Source organism: Streptomyces nidicola (genome assembly GCF_050106155.1).
GTDB lineage: Bacteria > Actinomycetota > Actinomycetes > Streptomycetales > Streptomycetaceae > Streptomyces.
The window spans coordinates 7,978,982-7,992,406 of record NZ_JBNBPI010000001.1 but is presented as its reverse complement, the minus strand read 5'-3'; the positions used below and the strand labels follow the sequence as shown (position 1 = coordinate 7,992,406).

The 13,425-nt window shown below is 71.7% G+C and carries 14 protein-coding genes; 5 read left to right on the top strand and 9 right to left on the bottom strand.

What is annotated here, in order from left to right:
- The first annotated feature begins 12 nt into the window (after positions 1-12).
- Positions 13-465, top strand: a complete 453-nt coding sequence (locus ACOKM3_RS36075; protein WP_426905449.1) for a nitroreductase family deazaflavin-dependent oxidoreductase — start codon at positions 13-15, stop codon at positions 463-465.
- A gap of 12 nt (positions 466-477) precedes the next feature.
- Here ACOKM3_RS36075 and ACOKM3_RS36070 read toward each other — a convergent pair whose 3' ends face one another.
- The gene (locus ACOKM3_RS36070) at positions 478-1,716 is read right to left on the bottom strand and encodes a geranylgeranyl reductase family protein (protein WP_426905448.1); all 1,239 of its coding nucleotides are present in this window, start codon (positions 1,714-1,716) and stop codon (positions 478-480) included.
- A gap of 143 nt (positions 1,717-1,859) precedes the next feature.
- On the opposite strand from ACOKM3_RS36070, the gene ACOKM3_RS36065 reads away from it, so the two are divergent.
- Together ACOKM3_RS36065 and ACOKM3_RS36060 are read left to right on the top strand one after the other, a co-directional pair.
- Positions 1,860-3,221, top strand: a complete 1,362-nt coding sequence (locus ACOKM3_RS36065; protein ID WP_426905447.1) for a dipeptidase — start codon at positions 1,860-1,862, stop codon at positions 3,219-3,221.
- Between the two features lie 73 nt (positions 3,222-3,294).
- On the top strand, positions 3,295-4,059 hold the full coding sequence (locus tag ACOKM3_RS36060; protein ID WP_426905446.1) for an MBL fold metallo-hydrolase: 765 nt from the start codon (positions 3,295-3,297) through the stop codon (positions 4,057-4,059).
- Here the strand turns inward: ACOKM3_RS36060 and ACOKM3_RS36055 are convergent.
- Positions 4,029-5,024, bottom strand: coding sequence for an NUDIX domain-containing protein (locus tag ACOKM3_RS36055; protein WP_426905445.1), 996 nt, complete (start codon positions 5,022-5,024; stop codon positions 4,029-4,031). The genes ACOKM3_RS36060 and ACOKM3_RS36055 overlap by 31 nt on opposite strands.
- 647 nt (positions 5,025-5,671) lie before the next feature.
- Between ACOKM3_RS36055 and ACOKM3_RS36050 the strand changes: the two genes are divergently transcribed.
- Complete coding sequence (locus ACOKM3_RS36050) at positions 5,672-6,100, top strand: STAS domain-containing protein (protein WP_426905444.1); 429 nt, start codon at positions 5,672-5,674, stop codon at positions 6,098-6,100.
- Between the two features lie 78 nt (positions 6,101-6,178).
- On the opposite strand, the gene ACOKM3_RS36045 is transcribed toward ACOKM3_RS36050, so the two are convergent.
- On the bottom strand, positions 6,179-7,141 hold the full coding sequence (locus tag ACOKM3_RS36045) for an ROK family protein (protein WP_426905443.1): 963 nt from the start codon (positions 7,139-7,141) through the stop codon (positions 6,179-6,181).
- A 105-nt stretch (positions 7,142-7,246) separates the two neighbouring features.
- Here ACOKM3_RS36045 and ACOKM3_RS36040 point away from each other — a divergent pair, with 105 nt between their 5' ends.
- Positions 7,247-8,329, top strand: a complete 1,083-nt coding sequence (locus ACOKM3_RS36040) for a LacI family DNA-binding transcriptional regulator (protein WP_426905442.1) — start codon at positions 7,247-7,249, stop codon at positions 8,327-8,329.
- A 26-nt stretch (positions 8,330-8,355) separates the two neighbouring features.
- Here ACOKM3_RS36040 and ACOKM3_RS36035 read toward each other — a convergent pair whose 3' ends face one another.
- From ACOKM3_RS36035 to ACOKM3_RS36010, 6 genes are all read right to left on the bottom strand, one after another.
- Positions 8,356-8,547, bottom strand: coding sequence for a hypothetical protein (locus tag ACOKM3_RS36035; protein ID WP_426905441.1), 192 nt, complete (start codon positions 8,545-8,547; stop codon positions 8,356-8,358).
- An 86-nt stretch (positions 8,548-8,633) separates the two neighbouring features.
- Positions 8,634-9,932, bottom strand: coding sequence for a DUF6986 family protein (locus ACOKM3_RS36030; RefSeq protein ID WP_426905440.1), 1,299 nt, complete (start codon positions 9,930-9,932; stop codon positions 8,634-8,636).
- Positions 9,933-10,112: 180 nt separating this feature from the next.
- Positions 10,113-11,075, bottom strand: coding sequence for an electron transfer flavoprotein subunit alpha/FixB family protein (locus ACOKM3_RS36025; RefSeq protein WP_426905439.1), 963 nt, complete (start codon positions 11,073-11,075; stop codon positions 10,113-10,115).
- A 59-nt stretch (positions 11,076-11,134) separates the two neighbouring features.
- The gene (locus ACOKM3_RS36020; RefSeq protein WP_426905438.1) at positions 11,135-11,923 is read right to left on the bottom strand and encodes an electron transfer flavoprotein subunit beta/FixA family protein; all 789 of its coding nucleotides are present in this window, start codon (positions 11,921-11,923) and stop codon (positions 11,135-11,137) included.
- Between the two features lie 259 nt (positions 11,924-12,182).
- Complete coding sequence (locus ACOKM3_RS36015; RefSeq protein WP_426905437.1) at positions 12,183-12,689, bottom strand: flavin reductase family protein; 507 nt, start codon at positions 12,687-12,689, stop codon at positions 12,183-12,185.
- A 236-nt stretch (positions 12,690-12,925) separates the two neighbouring features.
- The gene (locus ACOKM3_RS36010) at positions 12,926-13,246 is read right to left on the bottom strand and encodes a TlpA family protein disulfide reductase (protein ID WP_426905436.1); all 321 of its coding nucleotides are present in this window, start codon (positions 13,244-13,246) and stop codon (positions 12,926-12,928) included.
- Between the last annotated feature and the right edge of the window lie 179 nt (positions 13,247-13,425).

Here is a 13,425-nt window from a genome sequence, read left to right as displayed (position 1 = left end):
CTGGAGGACCTCATGTCCGAGTCCGTGCACGTCCAAAAGCCCGGCTGGTTCACCGTGAACGTCATGAACAAGGCGGTGGCGTGGCTGACCCGCCGAGGCCTCAGCCTCTGGGGATCGCGCGTCCTCGCCGTCCGGGGCCGCAAGAGCGGCGAGTGGCGCACCACGCCGGTCAATCTCATGACCGTGGACGGCCGGCAGTACCTCGTGGCCCCGCGCGGCCACGTCCAGTGGACCCACAACATGCGGGCCGCGGGCGGCGGGGAACTGCGCCTGGGCAAGCGGGCCGACGCCTTCACCGCGATCGAGGTCACGGACGACGACAAGCCCGCCCTGCTGCGCGCCTACCTCAAGCGCTGGAAGGCGGAGGTCGGGGTGTTCTTCAACGGGGTGGGGCCCGACTCCCCCGACGCCGAGCTGCGCCGGATCGCGCCGGACCACCCCGTCTTCCACATCACGTTCAAGTGACCCAGGCGACCGTCAGCGGTCGAGCCGCGACAGCGCCCGCCCCGCCACCGGATGCGTCCGCACGAGCTCGCCCAGGGAGGACGAGCCCCGCGTGATCCTCGCGAACGCGTTCCACGCGGGACGCAGCGAGGTGAGCGCGGCGTGCAGCAGCCCCGGCTTGCGCTCGAAGACCGCCAACATGCTCTTGCCGACCGCCATTTCGACGCCGAGCCCGGCCTTGACGGCGAACGCGTAGTTCAGCGCCTGGCGCCGCGCGTCCACCGCGTCGTGCGCCTCGGCGACGCGCACCGCCCACTCCCCCGCGAGCCGCCCCGAGCGCAGCGCGAACGAGATGCCCTCCCGGGTCCACGGCTCCAGGAGTCCCGCCGCGTCCCCGCACACCAGGACGCGGCCGCGCGAGAGCGGCGAGTCGTCGGCGCGGCAGCGCGTCAGGTGCCCGGACGAGATCGACGGCTCGAAGCCGGCGAGCCCGAGGCGCGCGATGAAGTCCTCCAAGTACCGCTTGGTGGCGGCCCCTTCCCCCTTGGCCGCGATCACGCCCACGGTGAGGGTGTCGCCCTTCGGGAACACCCACCCGTAACTGCCGGGAATCGGCCCCCAGTCGATGAGGACCCGCCCCTGCCAGTCCTCGGCCACGCTCTGCGGTACCGGGATCTCGGCCTCCAGGCCGAGGTCGACCTGGTCCATCTCCACGCCGACGTGCGCCCCGATCCGGCTCGCGCTGCCGTCGGCGCCGACCACGGACCGCGCCAGGATCGTCTCGCCGCCCTGCAGCCCGACCGCTACGGTGCGCCGGTCGGGCACGGCGCTGCCGTGCTGCTCGACGCTGGTCACCGTGACCCCGGTGCGCAGCTCGGCGCCCGCCTTCTGGGCGTGCTCGACGAGCTGGGCGTCGAACTCGGGCCGGTTGATGAGCCCGAACAGCATCTTCTTGGAGCGCCGTGTGCGGGTGTACCTGCCGTTCAGTGAGAACGTCACCGCGTTGATCCGGTCCTTGAACGGCAGCACGAAGCCGGGCGGCAGCGCGTCCCGAGAAGGGCCGATGATGCCGCCGCCGCACGTCTTGTAGCGCGGCAGTTCGGCCTTCTCCAGGAGGAGCACCCGACGCCCGGCGCTCGCGGCCGCGTGCGCGGCGGAGGCGCCGGCCGGGCCCGCGCCCACGACGACGACGTCCCACACGCTCCCGGAGGGCCCGCCGTCGCCCGTCTCGTTGCCGTCCGTGCCGTCCGTCGCCGGATTCTCGCTGCTCACGATGGTCTGCTGCTCCCGTTTCGGCCATCTTGGAATGCCTGCCGCACCTGTCCCAGGCATCCTACGGCGGGCAGTGCGTCGGCCCTCTATGGGAGGATCTTCCGCACACCCTGCACAACGTCGCACCTACGAGGAGCGTGCCCATGTCGCCGCATCCGATCGCCGAGACCGTCGCCTCGCTCATGCCGAGGGCCAAGACGGAGCTGACCGAACTGGTCGCTTTCAAGTCGGTGGCGGACTTCGAGCAATACCCGAAGAGCGAGAGCGAGGGCGCCGCCAACTGGGTCGCCGACGCACTGCGCGCCGAGGGTTTCCAGGACGTCGCACTGCTCGACACCCCGGACGGCACGCAGTCGGTGTACGGATTCCTGCCCGGCCCCGCGGGCGCTCCCACGGTGCTGCTGTACGCGCACTACGACGTACAGCCGACGCTGGACGAGGCGGCGTGGGTGACGCCCCCGTTCGAGCTGACGGAGCGCGAGGACGGCCGCTGGTACGGGCGCGGCTCGGCCGACTGCAAGGGCGGCGTGCTGCTGCACCTGCTGGCGATCCGCGCGCTGAAGGCGAACGGCGGGGTGCCGGTCAACGTCAAGGTGATCGCGGAGGGTTCCGAGGAGCAGGGCACGGGCGGCTTGGAGCGCTACGCCGAGCAGCACCCCGAGCTGCTCACCGCCGACACGATCGTCATCGGTGACGCGGGCAACTTCCGTGTCGGCCTGCCGACCGCGACGGCGACGCTGCGCGGCATGACGCTGGTCCGCGTCCAGGTCGACACCCTCGAAGGCAACCTGCACTCCGGCCAGTTCGGCGGCGCCGCCCCTGACGCGCTCGCCGCCCTGGTCCGCGTCCTGGACTCGCTGCGCGCCGAGGACGGCTCGACGACCATCGACGGACTGGACTCCGCCGAGTCCTGGGACGGCCTGCAGTACGACGAGGACGCGTTCCGCAAGGACGCGAAGGTGCTCGACGGGGTCGGCCTGATCGGCTCCGGCACGGTCGCCGACCGCATCTGGGCGCGCCCCGCCGTCACCGTCCTCGGCATCGACAGCCCGCCGGTCGTCGGCGCGACGCCGTCCGTGCAGGCGGGCGCCCGCGCGCTGATCAGCCTGCGCGTCCCGCCGGGCGCCGACGCCTCGGAGGCCACGAAGCTGCTCATGGCGCACATCGAGGCGCACACCCCGTGGGGCGCCCGGGTCGCGGTCGAACAGGTCGGCCAGGGCCAGCCGTTCCGCGCGAACACCGCGAGCCCCGCGTACGCGGCGATGGCCGACGCCATGGCGCAGGCCTACGACGGCCAGGAGATGCAGTACGCGGGTCAGGGCGGCTCGATCCCGCTGTGCAACACGCTCGCCTCGCTCTACCCGGAGGCGGAGATCCTGCTCATCGGCCTGAGCGAGCCGGAGGCCCAGATCCACGCGGTCAACGAGTCGGTGTCCCCGGAAGAGCTGGAGCGCCTCTCGGTGGCGGAGGCCCTGTTCCTCCAGAAGTACGCGGCCGCCAACTGACCCCGAACACTCCCGTCTCTGCCCTGAGCCAAGTCGTACGCGGCTCGGGGCACGGGGCTCGTACGGTCGCGGCATGGACACCGCGGACACGTACCCGATCACCGAGGTCATCGACGTCACACCCCGGCTCCGGCTGCTGCGGTTCGCCGTCGGCCAGGCCTGTCTTTGGCGCGACGCGGACGGGTTGACGCTCATCGACGCTGGCGCGGCCGGCGCCGCGGACCCTATCGCCGACGCCGTACGCGCGTGGGGGCACGAGCCCGGCGACGTACGGCGGATCGTGCTCACGCACTTCCACGAGGACCATGCGGGCGGGGCCGGGGAGTTCGCGCGCCTCAGCGGTGCCGAGGTGTCCGTGCACCGGCTCGACGCCCCGTATGTGCGCGGCGAGGCGACGGGGCCCGAGCCGGTCCACGAGGACTGGGAACGGCCTCTGCACGCCCAGGCCTTGGCCCAGCTCCCGCCGCCTTCGGCCGCCCCTGTGCTCCCTTACTACGTAAGGGAGTTGGACGACGGTGACGTGCTCGACTTTGGTGACGGCGCGCACGTCGTCGCGGCGCCGGGACACACCGAGGGGTCGATCGCGATCCATCTCCCCCGGCACGGAGTGCTGTTCACCGGCGACGCGATCGCGGCGTCACCGCTGGACGGGCAGGTGATGCTCGGCGTGTTCAACCTGGACAAGGAGGAGGCGATCGCCTCCTACCGGCGGCTCGCCGAACTCGACAGCGAGGTGGCCTGCTTCGGGCACGGCGATCCAGTGGTGGGCGGGGCGGGCTCGGCGCTGCGGGCGGCGGCGGCGCGCGCTCACCCCACCGGGACCCCGGCCTCCAAGTAGTGGGCGGCGCCGCGCTCGCGCGCCCTGAGGGCCCAGCGCAGCCGCTCGAACCGTACGGGCGGCAGCAGCGCGGCCGCCTCGCTCTCCGTGACGAAGCGCCACGCGCGCAACTCGGGGCCCGGCAACAGCACTTCGCGTGCACGCGCGCCCGTGAGCCGGCCGCCGTCGAAGAGGAGCCGCAGCCCGCCGTAGCCGGGCGGCGCTGGCGCCTCCCAGTCGACGACCAACAGCCTTGGTACGTCGTCGAGTTGGATCCCCGTCTCCTCCGCCACCTCGCGCACGCCCGCGCGCGCGGGTGCCTCGCCCGCCTCGACGACGCCGCCGGGGAACTCCCAGCCCGGCTTGTACGTGGGGTCGACGAGCAGCACCCGGTCCTCGTCGTCGAAGAGCAGCACACCCGCGGCGACCGTCTCCGCGGTGGGCTCGGGCGTCTGCACGATGTCGCAGGACGGCGCGTCCCCGGTGCGCAGCGCGGCAGCGATCCGGACGGCGGTCTCGTACGGGGACAGGGCGCCGTTGTCGACGGGGTAGGCGTCGGCGGTGAGCCAGCCGGCGAGCGCGGCCCGGTACGGCTCGATGTCGGCGGGGGCCTCTCCGGCGGGGTCACGGGCGCGCAGGATCGTTTCCCCAGGAGCAAGGAGCACATGACACACAGGAATCCGCCGGGCCGCGAGCCCACCGAAGACCTCGTCGCGGTACTCCTCGCGGAGCAGCCCCATCGGCACCACGAGCACGCCGCCCAGCTCGGCGAGGAGCGCCGCGGCGGTGTCGACGACGAGGCGCCGCCAGATCGGCAGGTCCTGATGGTCGCTCACCTCGGCGAGACGCTTCGCGGGCAGCAGCCGCTCCAGCTCGCCGTCGATCACCTCGGGGTCGAAGAGTGTGCTGTCGGGGATCAGGTCGATCAACTCCCGCGCCGCGGTGGTCTTCCCCGCGCGGGACGCCCCGTTGATCCAGACGATCACGGCTCCCCCTCATCCATCGGCCCCCTGTGGCTTGCCCGCAACACCCTGTCACGGAAACCAGCCGCTGATGAGGGGATCGATGTATACGCCAGCGACCTCGCCGGGGAGTTCGAAGGCAGACTCCAGGGTCCTCGTACGGCGAGCCCGCCCACCGCCCAGGGAAGTCACGGCAGGCGGGCCCTGTGTACCAGGCGGTCGCACGCCATGACACCGCCCGCACGACTCCGGGTATCGGGGGGAGCCCCGGAGCCGCAAACGGGAGACCCGTCGGCCGGATGACGCCCACCGCTGCCCGACGGTCGACGACCGGCCCTGATCATGACCTCCCGCGTTTTCTTCGAGCCAGTCAAGCGCGCCCCGACGGAGTGCGACACCGTGTGTGCACGTCCGGTGACGGTGCGGAGTTCACACGGGGTGTGCACGGAACACACGGGTAGCGTCTCTAGCGGAACACCCCTTAACGTCAAGCGATTTCGGAGTTATTCACCCCATCAAGTGACGTGGGCCGCTCATGAATCGTTACGCCGCCGCAGCGAGGGAACCCTCCGACTAGCGTGATCGACCAGGCACCCTGGACCCCGGTGACCTCGTTCCGCCCGCCCGGTACCGCCTTCGGACCCGGTCGGGCTCGTGACCCGGGGGGCCAGATGCTACAGAGCGGGCAACAGGACTGCGCTTTCGGCGCGTTCGGCGCCATCGACATCACATCTGCACCAGAGGACGGTGTCCCCGCACCCCGGCTGCGCATCGTCGGGGACTGTGCAGTGGTCGAACTGACCGGCGAGATCGACATTCTGACGTTCCTTCAGATCTCGCCGCTCCTCAACTCGGTGGCAGCCAGGCCCTACCGCGTGGTGGTCGTCGACCTGACCGGCACCACGTTCTTCGACTGCTCCGGCCTCAGACTCCTGGAGCTCGCCGCGGAAAGGGCCCGCGAGCACGACGGCCGCGTCACCGTGGTCTGCCGCCACCGCCTCACCCTCCGCCTCATTTCCCTGGGCGGCCTGACCGGGCTGCTGGCGCCGGCCTGGACGGTGGGCGAGGCGGTGCGCAGGGACCGACAGCTGCCCGGATAGTGGACGAGGACGTGGCGAGTCCTTCCGTACGGGGCGAGGTCGGACTCACCCCATAACGAGGGCGTGCCCACCGGTGCCTCAAACCGCCTGCCTGCGCACCCCGTTCACGCCCGGCCCCACACGCAGCGCCGCTGCCGCCGCGCCCACGAGACCGGCGTCCGTACCCGTCGACGCCGGGGCCACCGTGAGGCCCTGCACGAAGGAGAGCGTGGCGTAGTCGCGCAGCGCGCGGCGCAGGGGCGTGAACAGCACGTCGCCGGCCTTCGCCACGCCACCGCCGATCACCGCTATGTCGATCTCCACGAGCGTCGCCGTCGCCGCGATACCCGCCGCGAGCGCCTGCGCCGCGCGCTCGAAGGAGGCGATCGCCACCGCGTCCCCGGCGCGGGCCGCACGGGCCACCGCGGCGGCGGTGGCGTCGCCGTCGGACCCCGGCTGCCAGCCCTCGGCGAGGGCGCGGCGGGCGATGTTGGGGCCGCTGGCGATGCGCTCTACGCAGCCGCGCGCGCCGCAGGGGCAGGGGTCGCCGTCGAGGTCGACGCTGATGTGGCCGATGTGCCCGGCGTTGCCCGTCGGGCCGGGGTGCAGTTCGCCGCCCAGGATCAGGCCGCCGCCGACCCCGGTCGACACGACCATGCACAGCGCGTTGTCGTGGCCCTGGGCCGCGCCCTGCCAGTGCTCGGCGGCCGTGATCGCCACGCCGTCGCCGATCAGCTCGACGGGCAGCTCGCCCGTCACCGCGCGAACCCGGTCGACCAACGGGAATCCGCGCCAGCCCGGCACGTTGACCGGACTGACCGTGCCCCGCGAGCGGTCCACGGGGCCGGCGCTGCCGATGCCCACGGCGCGCACCCGGGGCCACAGGGCGGAGGCGGTCAGCTCGCCGAGGACCTCCGCCACCGCGCCCATCACCGTCTCGCCGTCCTCCTGCGCGAGGGTCGGCCGCTGCGCTCGCAGGAGGAGGTGGCCCCGGTCGTCCACAAGGGCACCGGCGATCTTGGTGCCGCCGATGTCGAGCGCGGCGACGAGGTCCATGTGCATCAGTGTCTGTTCCCCCGGAAAGGCAGGTCGGATGGGCGGCTGCGAGTGGGCAACCGATCAGTGATGGACAGTGTCTCCCGCATCTGACAACGTTGTCCAGGCCCTATGCTCGACGCCACACGCCGGGACGACAGGACAGGACAGCGCACAGTGGACCGTACCGCCCGCCGCACCGAGAACCGCTACGGCAACCGACCGACGATGAAGGACGTCGCCGCGCGGGCCGGGGTCGGCCTGAAGACGGTCTCCCGCGTCGTCAACGCGGAGCCGGGTGTCACCGAGGACACCGAGCGCCGCGTACAGGAGGCGATCGCCGCGCTCGGCTTCCGGCGCAACGACAGCGCGCGCGTCCTGCGCAAGGGACGTACGGCGAGCATCGGACTCGTCCTGGAGGATCTGGCCGACCCGTTCTACGGGCCGCTCAGCCGCGCCGTCGAGGAGGTCGCGCGGGCGCACGGGGCGCTGCTGATCAACGGGTCGAGCGCCGAGGACCCGGAGCGGGAGCAGGAGTTGGTGCTCGCGCTGTGCGCGCGGCGCGTGGACGGGCTCGTGGTGATCCCCGCGGGCACCGACCACCAGTACCTGGCGCCGGAGATCGCGGCCGGCGTCGCCACCGTCTTCGTGGACCGGCCCGCCGGGAAGATCGACGCGGACGTGGTGCTGTCCGACAACTTCGGTGGCGCGCGCGACGGTGTCGCCCACCTCATCGCCCAGGGCCACCGCCGGATCGGCTTCATCGGCGACCAGCCCCGCATCCACACGGCGATCGAGCGTGTGCGCGGGTACCGGGCGGCCATGGAGGACGCCGGGCTCGCCGTCGACGACCGGTGGGTGTCGCTCGGTGTCACGGAACCCGAGCGGGTGCGGCGGGCGGCCGAGGACATGCTCACGGGCCCCGATCCGGTCACGGCGATCTTCTCGGGCAACAACCGTGTGACGGTCACGGCCGTCCGGGTCCTGTCCGAACGCGAACGCCCCGTGGCTCTGGTCGGCTTCGACGACATCGAGCTGGGCGATCTACTGAAGCCGGGCGTGACGGTGGTGTCGCAGGACGCGGCGCAGCTGGGCCGCACGGCGGCGGACCGTCTCTTCCTGCAGCTGGACGGGGCGGCGCTGCCGCCCGAGCGGATAGAGCTGACGACGCGCCTCATCCAGCGCGGCTCGGGCGAACTGCCGCCCGCCGACTGAGCGGGTGGGGGCCGGGGGCGGTGGGCTCAGTGCTCGATCAGGCCGCCCACCGGCACCGGCTCGGCCGTGTTCCCGCCCGGCTCGGGCCGCAGCGTTCCGCCGGTGATCCGGACCGCGTAGAAGACGCCGGCGTTGTGCAGCGGGGCGATGCGGGCACGCGGCGCTCCGCCGCGTCCACGGGGTCCTCCGCGTCCTCCACGCGCCCGTCCTCGATGCACACGGCGTACGCCGTCAGTCGCGGGCCGGACGCACCGCTGCCCTCCCCCGGCCGTCCCCGGGGAAGGGCAGCGACGAACTGTGGGTCCTACTCCGCCGTGGCCGTCAGGTCGCCGCGGCGCGGGGCCGAGTAGCCCTCCAGGTCGGCGCGCGTGAGGCCGGAGCGGCGGGCGACCTCGGCGACGTCGAGGGCGCCGCAGTCGAGGCCGCGCAGCAGGTAGCCGGCGAGTGCCTTCGCGGTGGCGGGCTCGTCGGCGATGTCGCCCTCGGCCTGGTTGGCGTAGGCGGACAGGCGCGCGGCCGCGGCCTCGAAGCCCTCGCGGTAGAAGGCGAAGACGGCGGCGTAGCGCGTCGGAATGTGGCCCGGGTGCATGTCCCAGCCCTGGTAGTAGGCGCGGGCCAGGGCGCGCCGGGTGAGGCCGAAGTGCAGGCGCCAGGCGTCGTGGACCTTGGCGGTGGAGCCGACGGGCAGCACGTTCGTCGAGCCGTCCGAGACGCGGACCCCGGTACCGGCGGCGGCGACCTGCATGACCGCCTTCGCGTAGTCGGCGGCCGGGTGGTCGCTGGCCTGGTACGCGGCGGAGACGCCGAGGCAGGCGCTGTAGTCGAAGGTGCCGTAGTGCAGGCCGGTCGCGCGGCCCTCCGCGGCCTCGATCATGCGGGCCACCGTGGCGGTGCCGTCGCCGCCGAGGATGGACTGGCTGGTCTCGATCTGGATCTCGAAGCCGATCCGGCCGGCCTCGAGACCGTGCTGCTTCTCGAACGCCTCCAGGATCCGCACCATGGCGGTGACCTGCTCCGGGTACGTCACCTTGGGCAGCGTGAGCACGAGGCCCTCGGGGAGGCCGCCGTGCTCCATGAGGCCGGTGAGGAAGATGTCGAGCGTGCGGATGGCGCGGTCGCGGACCGCCTCCTCCATGCACTTCATGCGGATGCCCATGTACGGGGCGGCCGTGCCGTTCGCGTACGCCTCGGCGATGACGCGGGCGGCGCGCGCGGCGGTCTCGTCCTCGTCGGCGTCGGAGGCGGGCCGGTAGCCGTCCTCGAAGTCGACCCGCAGGTCCTCCACCGGCTCGCGCTCCAGCTTCGCGCGTACGCGGGTGTAGACCGGCTCGGCGAGCTCCTCGCCCAGGCCGAGGACGGCGGCGAAGGAGGCGGCGTCCGGGGCGTGCTCGTCGAGCTGCGCGAGCGCCTTGTCGCCCCAGGTACGGATGGTGTCGGCGTTGAACGCGTCACCGGGGACGTAGACCGTGTGGACGGGCTGACGGGTGCCGGGGTCTCCCGGGTAGCGGCGGGCGAGCTCCGCGTCGACCGGGGCGAGTGAGGCGCTGATGCTCTCGCTGACCGCGCCCGCGAGGCTCGTCGACACCTTCTCCTGCTGACCCATTCGTGCACTCTCCGTATGCTCGATGTTTCCACTTCACGGAATCAACAATCCGTATAGCGAAGTTAACCGTCGGCGTGATCGGCGTCAATGGGTCTTTTTCGTCGCCCCCGCACCGTCCCGTCACGCGGACGGGGCCGCGCGGTGCGAACACCACGCGGCCCCGTCGACGTCGGAACTGTCTCAGCCCTTGCGGGTCTTGACCTCTTCGGTGAGGGCGGGGACGACGTCGAAGAGGTCGCCGACGACGCCGTAGTCGACGAGGTCGAAGATCGGCGCCTCCGCGTCCTTGTTGATCGCGACGATCGTCTTCGAGGTCTGCATACCGGCACGGTGCTGGATCGCACCCGAGATACCGGACGCGATGTACAGCTGCGGGGAGACACTCTTGCCGGTCTGGCCGACCTGGTTGGAGTGCGGGTACCAGCCCGCGTCCACCGCGGCGCGCGAGGCACCCACGGCCGCGCCGAGGGAGTCGGCGAGCGCCTCGATGACCGAGAAGTTCTCGGCACCGTTGACACCACGGCCACCGGAGACCACGATCGCGGCCTCCGTCAGGTCCGGACGCCCGGTCGACTCACGCGGCGTGCGCGAGGTCACCTTCGTGCCGGTGGCCTGCTCCGAGAACGACACGGTCAGCGCCTCGACCGTGCCGGCGGCCGGGGCCGGCTCGACGGCGGCGGAGTTGGGCTTGACGGTGATGACCGGCGTGCCCTTCGACACCGTCGACTTGGTGGTGTACGAGGCGGCGAACACCGACTGCGTGGCCACCGGGGCGCCGTCGCCGGCCTCCAGGTCGACGGCGTCGGTGATGATGCCCGACCCGATCCGCAGCGCCAGACGCGCGGCGATCTCCTTGCCCTCCGCGGAGGACGGCACCAGCACCGCGGCCGGGGAAACGGCGTCGTAGGCGGCCTGCAGCGCGTCCACCTTCGGCACGACCAGGTAGTCGGCGTACTCGGCGGCCTCGTGGGTGAGGACCTTGACCGCGCCGTGCTCGGCGAGCGCGGCCTGCGTGTCGGCGGCGCCGTTACCGAGCGCGACGGCGACCGGGTCGCCGATGCGGCGCGCGAGCGTCAGCAGCTCCAGGGTGGGCTTGCGGACGGCACCGTCCACGTGGTCGACAAAGACCAGAACTTCAGCCATGGGACTTCAATCTCCTGCAATCACAAAGAACTTGGGCGATGGGTGGTGATGGCTGAAGCTCAGATGAACTTCTGGCCCGCGAGGAACTCGGCGAGCTGCTTGCCGCCCTCGCCCTCGTCCTTGACGATCGTGCCCGCGGTCCGCGCCGGACGCTCATCGGCGGACGCGACCTTCGTCCAGGCACCCTCCAGACCCACCTGCTCGGCCTCGAGGTCCAGGTCCGACAGGTCCCAGGCCTCGACCGGCTTCTTCTTCGCCGCCATGATCCCCTTGAACGAGGGGTAGCGCGCCTCACCCGACTGGTCCGTCACCGACACCACGGCCGGAAGCGAGGCCTCCAGCTGCTCGGAAGCGGTGTCACCGTCACGACGCCCGGTCACCTTGCCGCCCTCGACCGCGACCTCCGACAGGAGCGTCACCTGCGGCACACCCAGGCGCTCGGCGACCAGCGCGGGCACGATGCCCGCGGTGCCGTCCGTGGAGGCCATGCCGGAGACCACCAGGTCGTAGCCGGCCTTCTCGATCGCCTTGGCCAGCACCAGCGAGGTGCCGATCGCGTCCGTGCCGTGCAGGTCGTCGTCCTCCACGTGGATCGCCTTGTCCGCACCCATCGACAGCGCCTTGCGCAGCGCGTCCTTGGCGTCCTCGGGACCCACCGTCAGGACGGTGATCTCCACGTCGTCGTCGGAGTTCTCCGAGATCTGCAGCGCCTGCTCCACCGCGTACTCGTCGAGCTCCGAGAGCAGACCATCGACATCGTCACGGTCCAAGGTCAGGTCATCGGCGAAACCCCGGTCGCCCGTGGCGTCCGGCACGTACTTCACGGTGACAACGATCCTCAAGCTCACGCCGGCTCTCCTACTGCAATCGTCTTTATCTGGGCGGCTGTCTTGCTACCAGCTGTACTGGCCACGCCTTTGCTGTACTGCTGCGGCTGAAAACGCCTTCTCGCAGGCAGCATATGCGCCTTGTGCGGACTCTTCCGGTCGGGGCGGCCCGCGCTCCGAACAAAAGGTTACTCGCCAGTACACCCAGCTTATGCCCACTAAGCAAGCGCTTTGAACTGTGACCTTGCCAACGCTGTGTAACCGCGCCGCACAGGAACTTTCAGTCGCGCAGCGCGTTGAAGCGGCCCTGGTGGTACAGCAGCGGACGGCCGGCGCCCGCCGGGTCGCCGCAGAGCGCCTCCGCGAGCACGATCTGGTGGTCCCCCGCGGGCACCCGCGCGATGACCTTGCAGACGAGCCAGGCGAGCACGCCGTCGAGGATCGGCACGCCCTGGGGCCCCTCGAACCAGCGGGTGGGCTCACCGAAGCGGTCGGCGCCGCTTTTCGCGAACGTCGCGGCGAGGTCGGCCTGGTGCTCGCCGAGTATGTGCACGCCGACGTGCTCGGCCTTGGCGACGGTGGGCCAGCTCGACGAGCCGAGGCCGATGCCGAACGAGACCACGGGGGGCCTCGCGGAGACCGAGGTGAGGGAGGTGGCGGTGAAGCCGACAGGGGCCGCACCGGGCGCGGTGACCACCGCGACGCCTGCCGCGTGCTGTCGGAAGACGGAGCGGAACAGGTCGGGGGTCGCTGCCTGGGCGGTGCGCAGGTCGGGCGTGGCCGTCATGGAGTTGTCCTTCTGGCAGGAGGGTTCGAGCAAGGGTCCGTGGCTGCGTCAGACACGCGGACAGCGGGCACTCGAACAGCGAGCCAGGTCGACATGGACCCGCTCGACGAGAAGGAGTTCCGAAGGCATACGGTCACCCTGACGATACGTGGCGCGTGCAGTCAAGTGCGTTCCGTCATCTGGGAGATGCGTCACGCGGCGCCCACCGCCCCTCACGCGCGGCGACCACCGGCACGTCAGACCGCTTCGCCCAGCGCCGCGATCACGTCCGCCTTGCGCGGCTGTCCCGCCGCCCGGCGCACCTCGCGGCCGCGCGCGTCCAGGACGAGCACGGTCGGCGTCTTGAGGACGCCCACATCGCGTACGAGGTCGAGGCGGGCCTCGGCGTCGATCTCCACGTGGGAGACGCCGGGCACCATCGCGGCGACCTCGTCGAGGACCCGGCGGGTGGCCCGGCAGGGGGCGCAGAACGCGCTGGAGAACTGCACGAGCGTCGCCCGCTCCCCCAGCTCCTCACCCAACTGCGCGGCGTCCCACGTCTGTTCACCGACCGTCACCCTGCTCCTCCTCCATTCCGCTGCTTTGTGTGCAGCGATTTCCGGCCGTTCGCGTATTCCCGGCACGTGACAAGGATCTCGTACGACGCCGGAACCAGGACTGGTCACCCGGCCGTTGATGGGGCACGATCTGCGCAAGCCGGAAAACCTACGGCCGCGTAACTTACTGAAGGGCCAAC

Bases quoted from the DNA above. Each gene is read 5' to 3' on its own strand.
- ACOKM3_RS36015 (WP_426905437.1), bottom strand. From the start codon at position 12,689: ATGACGGCCACGCCCGACCTGCGCACCGCCCAGGCAGCGACCCCCGAC.
- ACOKM3_RS36045 (WP_426905443.1), bottom strand. From the start codon at position 7,141: ATGCACATGGACCTCGTCGCCGCGCTCGACATCGGCGGCACCAAGATC.
- ACOKM3_RS36030 (WP_426905440.1), bottom strand. From the start codon at position 9,932: ATGGGTCAGCAGGAGAAGGTGTCGACGAGCCTCGCGGGCGCGGTCAGC.
- ACOKM3_RS36050 (WP_426905444.1), top strand. From the start codon at position 5,672: ATGCTACAGAGCGGGCAACAGGACTGCGCTTTCGGCGCGTTCGGCGCC.
- ACOKM3_RS36075 (WP_426905449.1), top strand. From the start codon at position 13: ATGTCCGAGTCCGTGCACGTCCAAAAGCCCGGCTGGTTCACCGTGAAC.
- ACOKM3_RS36040 (WP_426905442.1), top strand. From the start codon at position 7,247: ATGCTCGACGCCACACGCCGGGACGACAGGACAGGACAGCGCACAGTG.
- ACOKM3_RS36025 (WP_426905439.1), bottom strand. From the start codon at position 11,075: ATGGCTGAAGTTCTGGTCTTTGTCGACCACGTGGACGGTGCCGTCCGC.
- ACOKM3_RS36060 (WP_426905446.1), top strand. From the start codon at position 3,295: ATGGACACCGCGGACACGTACCCGATCACCGAGGTCATCGACGTCACA.
- ACOKM3_RS36065 (WP_426905447.1), top strand. From the start codon at position 1,860: ATGTCGCCGCATCCGATCGCCGAGACCGTCGCCTCGCTCATGCCGAGG.